This is a genomic window from Halomonas cupida (assembly GCF_900142755.1).
Lineage (GTDB): Bacteria > Pseudomonadota > Gammaproteobacteria > Pseudomonadales > Halomonadaceae > Halomonas > Halomonas cupida.
Map to the genome: position 1 here is coordinate 77,440 of NZ_FRCA01000012.1, position 12,129 is coordinate 89,568.

A 12,129-nucleotide genomic window follows, 5' to 3' on the forward strand; every position below is an offset into this window, starting at 1 on the left:
TGCCGGGTTAATACCTTGCGGGTAACTGCCGGCCTGCTTCGATTGCGTGTCCCGTTGCTGCCCCTGGCCATACACTTGGGGCGCGTTGTATCTCCGATCTCGACCGCCCCGAGAACCAGGGGAAGCAACACCCAACACCTGCATGTCTCGGGCAACGATCTCGGTGGAGTAACGAGCCTGACCACTCTGGCCCTGCCACTTGCGAGTGCGAAGCCCGTTTCTCTACGTATAGCTTTGAGTCTTTCTTGACATACTGCTGGGCGTTCCCGGCCAACTTGTTGAAAAGCACGATGCGGTGCCACTCGATGCATTTATTCCTCTGCCCGCTCTGTTTGTCCACCCAAGTGTCAAATGTAGCGTGGTGGCAGGATTGGCGCTGATGGCCGGGTATATGCGGGTATATGCGGGTATATGCGAAAGTACATCTGGAGCGGGCGAAGGGAATCGAACCCTCGTCTTAAGCTTGGGAAGCTTCTGCTCTACCATTGAGCTACGCCCGCGATGCTAAATCAGCATTGGAATCAATGGGATGATTCGAATTGCCAAGCCAGCTTGCCTAACATCCTTGTCGATTTCACTTCGATAATCAACCGTTTTCCATGATCTGTACAGGATGCCGCTCGACACCTTTCAAGCCTGGTTCACCGGCCTGATGGCCGTATGCGCAAGCTGCTCAGTATCCTGAATGCTATGGTCAAGACCAGCACTGGCGCAATCGGCATCAGGTTGCTTGACATTCAACACGGTGGCTTACGTGAACATAACAAGCCGTGACGGACGCCTCGGAGAAATTCTCCTAGCCTCGAGAAGGGGCGGATCACGATCCGCAAATTGACATAGGACGCGATCATGGAGAAAACGATGACAGACTCTACGATTGGCATTAACCCGGAAGAACTGGACGCCGAAGCCGGAGCGGAGGTCCAGGTGGGTGGTGACCTACTCGACGGCGTGGACGGTGACCTGATCGGCGATGTGATCAGCACCGCCGGCGATGTGGTCGACGATGTGATCAGCACTGCCGGCAATGTGGTCGTCGACATAGTCGGCACCGCCGGAGATGTGGTCGACGATGTGATCAGCACTACCGGCGATGTGCTCGACGGTCTGCTCAACGAGCTGCTCGACGACAGCACGCCCGAAAATCTGGGAATCATCGGCGATGTGGTCGGCGATGTAGTCAGCACCGCCGGCGATGTGGTCGTCGATGTGGTCAGCACCGCCGGCGATGCGGTCGGCGATGTGGTCAGCACCACCGGCGATGTGGTCGGCGATGTGGTCGATGTATTCGCCGACCAGCTCGGCGGTCTGATCGGCATCAACGACGCTCCTATCCCCGAGATCGCCTGACCTCTCCCCCTCCGCCCAGACCACTGGTCTGGGCGGAGGCAAGTAACGCGATTCTCCACTGGAGAAAACCTGCTCCTGTAGTGGTCTAATGAAATCGGACACCCGAGTAGGTGTTATTCTTCCCACCTTGAGCCAGGTGTCATATGGCAAGAAGACAACGACCTCATGTCTTCAATAATGATGGTATTTCTCCGGTTGCAGCTGAGGAAAATCTTAAAACACTGTCCGGAAATAGTTGGCCACTACATCATCGAGTGGCTCTGTCAGACAGTGCCAGGAAGGCAAGATCTACCTGCCGGTAGCTACCGGGCAGCTGCCGCGGGGTTTATGCAGCGTTGCCCTTAGAGTGTTTCGCAAGAAATACTTTTATGGCGGCCCAAGCGAGGAGATATATAAGACTATATCTATATGGAATATTGCTTTTTCCTTGACTATCTTCGAAGTTCCCAATCCAGTTGTAAGTGTAAGCATGGATTACATAAAGACAAGGAGGAGTACCATGACTTTTCCCCGCCTGGCTAGCGCCGTGGCAACTGTATCTCTGGTCATGTCTACGTCGCTTCAAGCGGAGCCGGTCGAGATCAACTACGATAAGGTGACGAATCTTGCAGCCACTATCTCACCAGATGGATCCGAAGCAATCCTTGATATTCAAGGAATCTTCTGGCGGGTAGATATGGAAAGTGGTGAATCCGTTCAGCTCACTGAACCTGACCTTGACCCCGCACGACCGCACTGGTCACCCTCCGGCGACTTTGTCGCTATGCAGGCCTTCAAGGAGGGTACATTCGACATCTGGACGATGGCGCCTGACGGAAGCAATCTTCGGCAACTTACCGAAGGACCTTGGGATGAACGTGAACCAGAGGTCTCTCCTGATGGTTCAGAGATTGCCTTCGTCTCCGACCGCTCTGGAACCTATGACGTTTGGACGATCAATGTCACCTCCGGGGAATTGACACAGTGGACTGACACGCCGGGAGAAGAGGCGTATCCGACCTGGTCGTTGGATGGAAAGCGGGTCGCCTATGTCGTCGACGAGTCTGAGATCAAAGAGGTAACCCGGGAGGGAGACGTCCACGATCTCGTCTCGGGAATCGATGGCGTCGCCTACGCGCCGTCCTGGCAGGCAGGGGCTGACCCCAGAATCAGCTGGATTCGCTCGACACCCGGTAAAGCCGATCTGATGGTCGGCAATGAAGTACGCCTCGAAGGCCACGACGTCTTTCCGTTCCGGGTACAGTGGCAGGACGATGGAAGCGCGCTATTCACTGCCGACGGCAGTGTGATGCGCCTCGCACCTGATGACGAGGCGCCCGAGGAAGTCCCCTTTACCGCAAAGCTGACAATCGATCGCCCCAATTTCGAGTCGAGGGCCAACGTCGTTCAAGATGGGACATGGCCTGTGAAGGGCATCGTCACGCCGACCCTGCATCCAGAGGGAGACCGTATCGCCTTCGTGGCCCTGAATGACCTTTGGACGATGCGGATTGGCGAAACACCTGAAAAGGTGACCGACGACACCTTCTACGAATCCGATCCTGCCTGGTCCCCAGATGGCTCACGTCTTGCTTATATCAGCGATCGCAACGGTTCACTCGACATCTGGATCAGGGAGATCGAGAGTGGAGAAGAGCAGGCATTGACAAGCTCGGACGGAGCGGAACTCTACCCTGCCTGGTCACCGAACGGGAACCGAATGGTCTATCAGACCGAGGTCGGCGGCACGATGCTCATCGATGTGGAGACTGGTGAAAGCCGCCGTCTCGTGGAGGATATCTTCCAACCGGGCCGTGCGAGTTGGTCCGCAGATGGTTCTCATATCGCTCTTGCTGCCGTCGTTCCCTACACCTCTCGTTTCCGGGAGGGGACGAGCCAGATCCTTGTGGTCGACGTCGAGAATAGCGAGCAGACCTTTTACGAACCACGTGACAACGCCTCCATCACTACACGTTCCGACAACGGGCCGGTGTGGTCTCCTGATGGCACGATGATGGCTTTCGTACTCGATGGAGCCCTGCACACCGTCGAGGTGTCCGATGCCGGAAAGCCACAGGGTGAACCGCGGCGTCTCGTCGATGGTATCGTGGATTCTCCAACCTGGAGTGGGGACGCATCAGAGCTGCTCTTCCTGAAAAATGGCGAGTTGAAGACAGTCGAGGTGGCCACTGGCGAGGTCACCGAGGTCGAACTCGGCCTCGAGTGGAGCACTCAGGAGGCACCTGCTCCGCGTACGATCCATGTCGGCCGCCTTTGGGATGGCGTATCGAAAGATGTTCGCACTGATGTTGACATCCGTATATCCGACGGCCGGATCGAGTCTATTGAGCCCCACGATGATGCAGCACACCAGGGAGAGGTGGTGGATGCTGGCGACCTTACCGCCGTACCGGGTCTGATAGAGGGGCATACTCATCAGGTCTGGGGTAACCATACTTACGGCTATGGCGCGCGCCAGGGTCGGTTGCTTCTTTCCATGGGCATTACGAGTACTCGCTCAGTAGGCGAATTGGCATACAGAGCCGTCGGCGACCATGAAGCACTCACTTCAGGAAACCGCGTGGGTCCCCGGTTCTTCTATACAGGGGGCCCACTGGATGGTTCGCGGATCTACTACAATGCAATGCGGCCGGTTGCGGACAAGGAACAGCTTGATGCTGAAATGCAGCGAGCCGAGGCCCTTGGCTTCGATATCATGAAGACCTATGTCCGCCTGAACCCCGAATTCATGAAGGTAGTGTCCGATACGGCCGGAGAAAACGGAGTACCGACTTACTCCCACTTCCTTGCACCTGGCGTCTATCTAAACCAGAACGGAACGACGCACCTCGGCGCGACCGAGCGACTCGACTATTCCCGCATTGGTTCCATCACCGGTGAAACGTATGGTGACGTGATCGATTATTTCGCCGAGGCCGACATGTCGGTGATCTCGACCTTCTTTGCCACGGAGCCTTCACTCTTTGGAGAAAATGATATTCGAGAGGACGCCAGGGTCAAGGCGCTTCTTCCCAGCTCGGAACAGGACGTCCTCGACGAGAATGCGGCCAGTACCGATACGCCCGAGACATCGCATTTCCTGGCGCAGTACGCAGACAACCCGGAGACCTTCGCGCGTATCGTCGAAGCGGGTGGTCGAGTACTGGCTGGCAGCGACACACCGCTCGACTTCGTCGGGGTGGGCCTCCACAGCAACTTGCGCTGGCTGGCGCGTGGCTCCATGAGCCCCTTCCAGGTCCTCCAATCGGCAACGTCCATACCCGCTGAAGAGCTTGGCCTATCCGGTGACCTCGGCACGATCGAAGCCGGCAAGCTTGCCGATATCGCTTTTGTCAGTGGCAGGCCCGACGAGACGGTGGAAGACCTGATCAAAGTGGAGATGGTGATGAAGGGTGGGCGTCTCTTCACCACCGAAGAGCTGATCGAGCCCTTCGCCGGCAACGGCGAATGAGATGAAGGGCCAATAGGTCGTACCGGGGTCGCATGGAACGAAAGTCTTCGGCACGGCCTTCAGTACGAAGTAGGCGGCGCTAGCCAGCAAGCGCCCAATAACTTCCCGAAAACTGCACGGGGAGCAGGCAATTCTGACCACCAGAGGGATGCCGACAGCTGCCGGCGCCCCATTCAGGCACATTGAAGCGAACGATTCCCCTGTTGATGGTGTCGAAGCCATTGACGTAGACAACAGCATGGATCATGCCGCTTGTTGTGGACCTTCAACACCAAGGAATCGACTCGATGAAACGACATACCATGGCACTACTGCTTTCTGGCGCAGCTCTGTGTTTTACCGCGGCCGCCAGTGCCGAGGAGTTGTCTGCTGACTGCCAGGCCAGGGCCGATGATGTCCAGCAGCAACTGGACGAGGCTCAGGCGGCTGGCGAAGAGGGGCGCGTCACCGACCTGGAAGGTGTCCTGAACAACATCCAGCAGCACTGCAATGACGAAGAAGCCATCATCGATGCCGAAGACCGGGTGCGTGCTGGTCTTGAAGACGTTCAGCAACAGCAGGCCGATCTCGACGAAGCCATCGCCGATGGTGACCCGGAAGCCATCGACCAGAAGCGTGATGAACTGGAGGCCGCTGCCGGCGATCTGGAGCAGCGCTCCGCTGAGTTGAAGGCATTGCAGACCAACGACTAACGCTCCCCCTCAGGCTCCAGAGATGGCGACCCTCTGCCGCCGCACTCAATGACGTTCATCGTCGGTAGAGAGGTCGCCTTCTGCGACCGTCATCATGGCCTTCCTGCTGTTCCGCCAATAGAGGCGCTCTTCAGGCGACAACTGCTGTCATATATGCGAGGCTAAACGCGCATTCCGAGAACACGCTTCTCCTCGACAGTCGATCCCGCTAGCCATGAATCTTCCCCTTTTCCTGCTGGTCCTCGCCGTCTGCCTGCTCATCTTCGGCAGTGTGCTCGCCGTGCTGATGTTGTCCGGCACGCCACGTTACCGTACCGAGCCGGAGCATCTGTTGTCGCTGTTTGACCGCGTCCTGGATGACAGTCTGTCCGAAGATGAGTGGAATATGATTGCCCACTATCCGATTCGCCACGACGACTATCTTGATGGAGTGCGCCGCCGTGCCAATCGGTTGATGGACGAACATGGCCGCTTCGCCCGAGTGGGCCGTGGCAGGTCAATCCTCGATGAAGAAGGCGCAACTGAGCTGAAGGCGCTACGTGAACATCTGCAGGCCCATACCCGGTTGCGCGCGCAGCGCGCCGACCATGAGAACAGCGACAGAATGCGTTAGAATGCCGATTCCCGTAGGCCCTTCAGGAGGCTGAGGATGAGTCGCGTAATCCGCCAGATTCCCCTCGACACCGACACCCAGCACCACGCACACGATTTCCATCAGATCGTGATCGCGCTGGAGGGCAGCGCTGACTTCAATATTGAAGGACTCGGCGGCAGTATCGAGAGCTTCAGTGGCTGCATCGTGCCAGCCAATCATCTGCACTATTACACCGGTACCGGCAACAACCGTCAGTTGATCCTCGACCTGCCTCCGGACGCACTCGCCTTGACCGGGCATCACCACGAACTGGCCCGCCTGTTCGATGCCCCGCGATTCTTCACCCTTGATGGTTCGCTGCGCCTGTACCTGGAGTTCTTGACCGCGGAGCTGGCATTGCTGGATGAGCGCAATGGCCGTGGCGATATCGATGAAGAGCGCCTGGCCACGACCCTGCTCGGTGCGCTCCATTCGCGACTGACGCCAGGGGAGATCTCCACCGGCAGCCACCGTCGAATCGACCTGCATAGCCTGGACCGCTACATTGACGATCATCTATCCAGTCAACTCAAGGTGGCTGACCTGGCCGCGGTAGCCTGCCTCAGCGAAACACGCTTCACCGAGCGCTTCCGCATGCAGACCGGGCTATCCCCCTGGCAGTACGTCATGCGTCGCCGCCTGGAGGCATCCCGTCAGTTACTGCAACGTAGCCACCTGCCGCTGTCGGAAATTGCCGCCCTGACCGGCTTTTCCCATCAAAGCGCCCTGTCCCGCGCCTGGCGCCGTGCCTATGGCCATCCCCCCAGCCAACTGCGCCGCCCTGACAACACCGCCATCGCCTGTGGCCAGGCCAGCGCCAACGTGACGCTGCAATCGTGAAAAACACCGTCGGATTGAGTTAAAATGGCGGTGGATTATGCAAATCCTCCGTCGCTTTTGACAAGCAGCATCACGCCGACACGCCTAGTCTTGCAGCATGCCCAGATTCCGCGGTCTTATTTTCCGCGACGGGATCCATTCCGCCGACCGGGCGGCTCAACTCTTGGGGATCATCATGCTTAACGCCAATAATATGCTCGATGCCGCTACCTGGCAGCGCGACCTCGATAGCCTGTTCGCCACCATCAGTGACTACTATGCCGTTGAGGAAACTCCTTTCGTCGAGGAGCTGATCCAACTGCTCGGTGGCAAGGACGAGCATATAAAGCGCGTTGCCGACAGCACAGCCTCGCTGGTACGCGAAGTCCGCGAGATGGATACTGCCGTCGACACCATTGATGAGCTGTTGCAGCAATACAGCCTCGACACCCACGAGGGCCTGATGCTGATGTGTCTGGCCGAGGCCATGCTGCGCATTCCCGACAAGGAAACAGCCGACGCGCTGATCGAGGATCGCCTGGGGCCGGCAGACTGGCAGGCACACCTGGGCAAGAGTGAATCCTGGATGGTCAATGCCTCGACCTGGGGCCTGCTGATGACCGGCCGGGTCGTGACGCTCGACAAACCACGCGATGGCAAGCCGTCCAGCTTCATCAACAAGCTCGTCAACCGCATGGGTGAGCCAGTCATTCGCCGTGCCATGGTCGAGGCGATGAAGGTGATGGGCAAGCAGTTCGTGCTTGGCCGCGATATCGATGAAGCCCTGAAGCGCTCTCAGCCGCTGTTCAGCAAGGGCTATACCTATTCCTACGATATGCTTGGCGAAGCTGCTCGCACCCGCAAGGATGCCGGCCGCTATTTCGACGATTACGCCAAGGCTATCAAGCAGGTCGGCAAGACCAGTCGCAGCCTGGGAGACACGGCCCCTGCACCGTCCGTATCGATCAAGCTGTCTGCCCTGCACCCGCGTTACGAGTTCGGGCGTCGCACACAGATCCTCGAGGAACTGGTGGGCACAGTTCGTGATCTGGTCAAACTGGCCCGCGATTGCGAAGTCGCGATCACCATCGATGCCGAGGAAGTCGATCGTCTCGAGCTGTCACTGGAAGTCTTCCGTGCTGTCTACGAGAGTGACGTCAGCCGCGGCTGGGGCCATTTCGGCCTGGTCGTTCAGGCCTATTCCAAACGCGCGCTGCCGGTACTGCAGTACCTGAATCGCCTGGCCGACCTGCAGGGCGACGAGATTCCCGTACGCCTGGTCAAGGGCGCCTACTGGGACACCGAGATCAAGGAGTCCCAGCAGCTCGGCGTCGACGGCTACCCGGTATTCACCCGCAAGGCCTCGACCGATGTGTCCTACCTGTGCTGCGCGCGCTTCCTGCTCTCCGACAACACCCGGGGCCGCATCTTCCCGCAGTTTGCCACTCACAATGCGCATACCATCTCGGCCATTCTCGAGCACGCCAACACGGGCAACCGTCCGTTCGAGTTCCAGCGTCTTCACGGTATGGGCGAAGCACTCTATGACGCCGCCCTCAAGCGCGCGCCGCAGGGAACCTATTGCCGCATCTACGCACCCGTAGGTGCCCACAAGGACCTGCTGCCCTACCTGGTACGCCGCCTGCTTGAAAACGGCGCCAACTCCTCCTTCGTGCACCAACTGGTGGATCCCAAGGTGCCGGTGGAATCGCTGTGCGTGCACCCGATCGAGACACTGCGTCAGTACTCTACTATCGCCAACGCCCAGATCCCGCTGCCGCGAGATATCTACGGCGAGAAGCGTCCGAACTCGCGTGGCGTCAATCTCAACATCAACAGCCAGTACCAGCCACTGATGGATGCCATGGCCCGCCACATGGACAAGCAGTACGAAGCACGTCCGTTACTGGCCTTTGACGTGGCCACTGATCCGGCACTGGTCCACGAAGTGACCAGCCCCTACGATCGTCGCCAGAAGGTCGGTAGCGTGCTGTGGACCAGCGCCGACCAGGCCCAGAAGGCTGTGGACGCCGCCTGGCAGGCCTTCCCTGGCTGGGAGGCCACACCGGTCTCCGAGCGCGCCGATATCCTGCGCCGCTTCGCCGACCTGATGGAGGAGAACCTCGCCGAGTTGATGGCACTGTGCTCCCGCGAAGGCGGCAAGCTGCTCACCGACGGTGTCGATGAGATCCGAGAAGCAGTGGATTTCTGCCGTTATTACGCCGCACGCGCCGAAGAGCTGTTCGCGACACCAAGCGAGCTGCCGGGGCCCACCGGCGAGTCCAACCGCCTGTACATGGGTGGCCGGGGCGTGTTTGCCGCGATCAGCCCGTGGAACTTCCCGGTGGCGATCTTCTGCGGCCAGGTCGTGGCAACCGCTGTGGCCGGCAACACCGTACTGGCCAAGCCCGCCGAGCAGACCTCGATCGTGGCCCATCGGGTTATCGAACTGCTGCAGGAAGCCGGTATGCCGCGTGACGTTGTCCAGCTGCTCCCCGGCGATGGACCGACGGTGGGTAGCGTATTGACCAGCGACCCCCGCATCACCGGCGTTGTCTTTACCGGCGGCACCGACACCGCCCATATCATCAACCGCGCCCTGGCTACACGCGAGAACGCCCCTCTTCCGATCCTGGTCGCCGAGACCGGTGGCATGAATGCGATGATCGTCGACTCCACGGCCCTGCCGGAGCAGGTGGTGGCAGATGTCATCCATTCGTCCTTCCAGAGTGCCGGTCAGCGCTGTTCCGCACTGCGCGTACTGTATCTGCAGGATGATGTTGCCGACCGCGTACTGGAGATCCTCGACGGCGCCATGGCCGAGCTGCATGTCGGTGACCCGCGTGACCTGGGCACTGATGTCGGACCAGTGATCGATGAGGATGCCCGCAAGAGCCTGCAGGCCCATATCGAACGACTCAAGGGCGAAGGTCGCCTGATCAGCGAGACACCCATGGCCGCTGAGCATACTGCACACGGCACCTTCATTGCCCCGAGCGCCTTCCAGATCGACAGTATCGATGCCCTGGAGCGTGAGCAGTTCGGCCCGGTCCTCCATGTGGTGCGCTGGAAGAGTCGTGACATCGACAAGGTCATCGATTCCATCAACGCCCGCGGCTACGGCCTTACCTTCGGGGTTCACAGCCGCAACGAGTCCTTCGCCGACGAAGTCGCACGCAAGGTTCGTGTGGGTAACGTCTACATCAACCGCAACATCATCGGTGCGGTGGTCGGCGTGCAGCCCTTCGGTGGCCAGGGCCTGTCCGGTACCGGCCCGAAAGCCGGCGGCCCGCACTATCTGCTGCGGTTCGCCACCGAAAAGACCGTGACCAACAACACGGCAGCCCTGGGTGGCAACGCCTCGCTGCTGGCTATGGGCGACGACTGACCCTGCAGTCAGCTCAGGCACACAGGCACAGCGCCGCCCAGATGGGCGGCGCTCGTGTATGGAAGCGGTGTATGGCAGGCACCTCTGTGGAGGCTGTCGCGCAGTATCCTGCACGCACGAATGCGAGTATGAAGCACCGGGATGGTGGCAGAGAGGTGAGGCTCCGAAAGAACGGCCTCCCCTATGCCTACATGAACAGGGCTCGGATCAGCAACAGTAGGATGAACAGGGCCAGCAGCACCGGATACCAGGGCAGGCCGCCAACCAGGCGCAACCAGGCGGGTGAATCACTATAAAGCAGAGGTTGCGCCAGGCCTCCCCCCACTACCCAGATGCCCAGCAACAGCATCGGCAGGCGCCATGGCCACGCCAGCCCGCTGATCAATTGCGGCTCGATCAACAACCAGAGAGCCAGCACCGCACTCAGCGCCAGAATCACGGCAGCCATTCCCACCGGCAGAGTGTTCAGCCCAAGCAAGGGCATGTCCTGTCGCCTTCGTCTCATACCCACTCTCCCTCACTCACTGTCCCCTGAGAGTTCCAGCGGTCTCCCCACCTGAACCTCCGGTGAGCGGCTTGAACGGCCAAGGACCATCAAGGGCCCTTCCCATACAGTGAAGACGATTTATCGAGATGGCGCGAGTACATGGCTTCAGCCCGGCACAGAGCACAGTGCAGCAGCAGGCGATGTATCGGGAGCCCAGACGGGATTTCAGTTGATTGAACTACCGTATTCGACAAAAGTTCCATAGAAATAACCAAGAACATTCCTACAACGCGATAGGAATTTTCTACAAGACATTTGGAAACACTGTTTTTATACTCCTCAATGTTCAAGGATCACTGCTGATGCAGAGATCCATCAGACTGATGAGGAGACAGTCATATGAAAACTTCACGTCTTGTTGGTACCGCTGCACTGCTGGCCGTTACTGCTTTCGGCGCTCAATCTGCCCTGGCCTACCAGGCTGGCGACATCTATGTCCGCGGCGGCTTTGAGAAAACTGATCCGGAATCCGGTAACGGCGCGCTGTATGACAACGATATCGACGTTTCTGATGACACCGGCTTCGCCTACGGCGCAGGTTACCTGTTCAGCAACAAGTTCGGTGTTGAACTGAACGGCAGCCAGACCCAGAAGCAGGACCTGAGCGTTGGTGGCAACGGTGTCGGTAACTTCGACAGCACTCCGGTCAACCTGATGGTCAACTACTACCCGCTGGGTGGCATCAGCAACGCTCGTATTCATCCGTACGCCGGTGTGGGTGTCAACTACACCTACTTCGACAACGAGTCCTTCGACGCTGATCTGGACGACTCCTGGGGCTTTGCCGGACAAGTCGGCGTGGACCTGAGCGTTACCGACAACCTGCTGGTTGGTACCTGGGCTCGCTACACCGACGTTGACACTGACCTCGACATCGACGGCACCTACAAGACCCGTCTCGACATCGATCCGGTCACTGTTGGTGCAGGTGTCACCTACCGCTTCTAAGCACTCCGCTTACGAGCGCTTGCTGGCCGGTCAGACTGGTACAGCATGACCTCAGACCGCGCCCCAATTCATCGGGCGCGGTTTTTTTATCAACATGGCAATCAAATAACTCATCCTGATCGATTTGATTGTCGTCCGCACCACACTGGCGCAGATGCTCGGATCTGCTGGTGTGGTGCGGTCTCGCATCGGTCTGGTGGCCGACGGCGGCACATCCCTGTGCCGCCACTAACCCAACATGAAAGCATGCCGGGTTAATAGTTCCCTAATATTAGGTTGTGCGCATTAAGCATTGAGCGG

General features: G+C 58.9%; 10 protein-coding genes and 1 tRNA gene. 7 read left to right on the top strand and 4 right to left on the bottom strand.

The features are described from left to right. Positions 1-7: 7 nt before the first annotated feature. Together BUE38_RS23410 and BUE38_RS18855 are read right to left on the bottom strand one after the other, a co-directional pair. Entirely contained in the window at positions 8-340 is a 333-nt protein-coding gene (locus BUE38_RS23410) for a single-stranded DNA-binding protein (protein ID WP_073436784.1), read from the bottom strand. 86 nt (positions 341-426) lie between these two features. Beyond that, positions 427-500, bottom strand: a tRNA-Gly gene (locus BUE38_RS18855). 361 nt (positions 501-861) lie between these two features. Here BUE38_RS18855 and BUE38_RS18860 point away from each other — a divergent pair. The 6 genes from BUE38_RS18860 (at position 862) to putA (ending at position 10,334) form a co-directional block, all read left to right on the top strand. Continuing rightward, positions 862-1,350: a hypothetical protein gene (locus tag BUE38_RS18860; RefSeq protein WP_073436785.1), complete on the top strand. Its 489-nt coding sequence runs from the start codon at positions 862-864 to the stop codon at positions 1,348-1,350. Between the two features lie 499 nt (positions 1,351-1,849). Then, the gene (locus BUE38_RS18865) at positions 1,850-4,801 is read left to right on the top strand and encodes an amidohydrolase family protein (RefSeq protein ID WP_073436786.1); all 2,952 of its coding nucleotides are present in this window, start codon (positions 1,850-1,852) and stop codon (positions 4,799-4,801) included. Positions 4,802-5,088: 287 nt separating this feature from the next. Then, positions 5,089-5,493 (top strand): DUF1090 family protein, encoded by a 405-nt coding sequence (locus tag BUE38_RS18870; protein ID WP_073436787.1) that lies wholly within the window; start codon positions 5,089-5,091, stop codon positions 5,491-5,493. Between the two features lie 214 nt (positions 5,494-5,707). Continuing rightward, a complete protein-coding gene (locus BUE38_RS18875) occupies positions 5,708-6,106 on the top strand; it encodes a hypothetical protein (RefSeq protein WP_073436788.1) in 399 nt (132 codons plus the stop codon). Between the two features lie 36 nt (positions 6,107-6,142). Continuing rightward, entirely contained in the window at positions 6,143-6,967 is an 825-nt protein-coding gene (locus BUE38_RS18880) for an AraC family transcriptional regulator (RefSeq protein WP_073436789.1), read from the top strand. A gap of 175 nt (positions 6,968-7,142) precedes the next feature. Beyond that, entirely contained in the window at positions 7,143-10,334 is a 3,192-nt protein-coding gene (putA, locus tag BUE38_RS18885; protein WP_073436790.1) for a bifunctional proline dehydrogenase/L-glutamate gamma-semialdehyde dehydrogenase PutA, read from the top strand. Positions 10,335-10,521: 187 nt separating this feature from the next. On the opposite strand, the gene BUE38_RS18890 is transcribed toward putA, so the two are convergent. Next, positions 10,522-10,839, bottom strand: a complete 318-nt coding sequence (locus BUE38_RS18890) for a hypothetical protein (RefSeq protein ID WP_143166396.1) — start codon at positions 10,837-10,839, stop codon at positions 10,522-10,524. A gap of 381 nt (positions 10,840-11,220) precedes the next feature. Between BUE38_RS18890 and BUE38_RS18895 the strand changes: the two genes are divergently transcribed. Beyond that, the gene (locus BUE38_RS18895) at positions 11,221-11,829 is read left to right on the top strand and encodes an OmpW/AlkL family protein (protein WP_073436792.1); all 609 of its coding nucleotides are present in this window, start codon (positions 11,221-11,223) and stop codon (positions 11,827-11,829) included. Here the strand turns inward: BUE38_RS18895 and BUE38_RS22750 are convergent. Next, positions 11,813-12,058 carry a hypothetical protein gene (locus tag BUE38_RS22750; protein ID WP_143166397.1) on the bottom strand — a complete coding sequence of 82 codons (246 nt, stop codon included), beginning with the start codon at positions 12,056-12,058 and terminating at the stop codon, positions 11,813-11,815. The two genes, BUE38_RS18895 and BUE38_RS22750, sit on opposite strands and share 17 nt — an antisense overlap. Between the last annotated feature and the right edge of the window lie 71 nt (positions 12,059-12,129).

What these genes read in the sequence shown, in the direction of transcription:
- BUE38_RS18865 (WP_073436786.1), top strand. Translation starts at nt 1,850, where the DNA reads ATGACTTTTCCCCGCCTGGCTAGCGCCGTGGCAACTGTATCTCTGGTC.
- BUE38_RS18860 (WP_073436785.1), top strand. Translation starts at nt 862, where the DNA reads ATGACAGACTCTACGATTGGCATTAACCCGGAAGAACTGGACGCCGAA.
- BUE38_RS18870 (WP_073436787.1), top strand. Translation starts at nt 5,089, where the DNA reads ATGAAACGACATACCATGGCACTACTGCTTTCTGGCGCAGCTCTGTGT.
- putA (WP_073436790.1), top strand. Translation starts at nt 7,143, where the DNA reads ATGCTTAACGCCAATAATATGCTCGATGCCGCTACCTGGCAGCGCGAC.
- BUE38_RS18875 (WP_073436788.1), top strand. Translation starts at nt 5,708, where the DNA reads ATGAATCTTCCCCTTTTCCTGCTGGTCCTCGCCGTCTGCCTGCTCATC.
- BUE38_RS18890 (WP_143166396.1), bottom strand. Translation starts at nt 10,839, where the DNA reads ATGAGACGAAGGCGACAGGACATGCCCTTGCTTGGGCTGAACACTCTG.
- BUE38_RS18895 (WP_073436792.1), top strand. Translation starts at nt 11,221, where the DNA reads ATGAAAACTTCACGTCTTGTTGGTACCGCTGCACTGCTGGCCGTTACT.
- BUE38_RS18880 (WP_073436789.1), top strand. Translation starts at nt 6,143, where the DNA reads ATGAGTCGCGTAATCCGCCAGATTCCCCTCGACACCGACACCCAGCAC.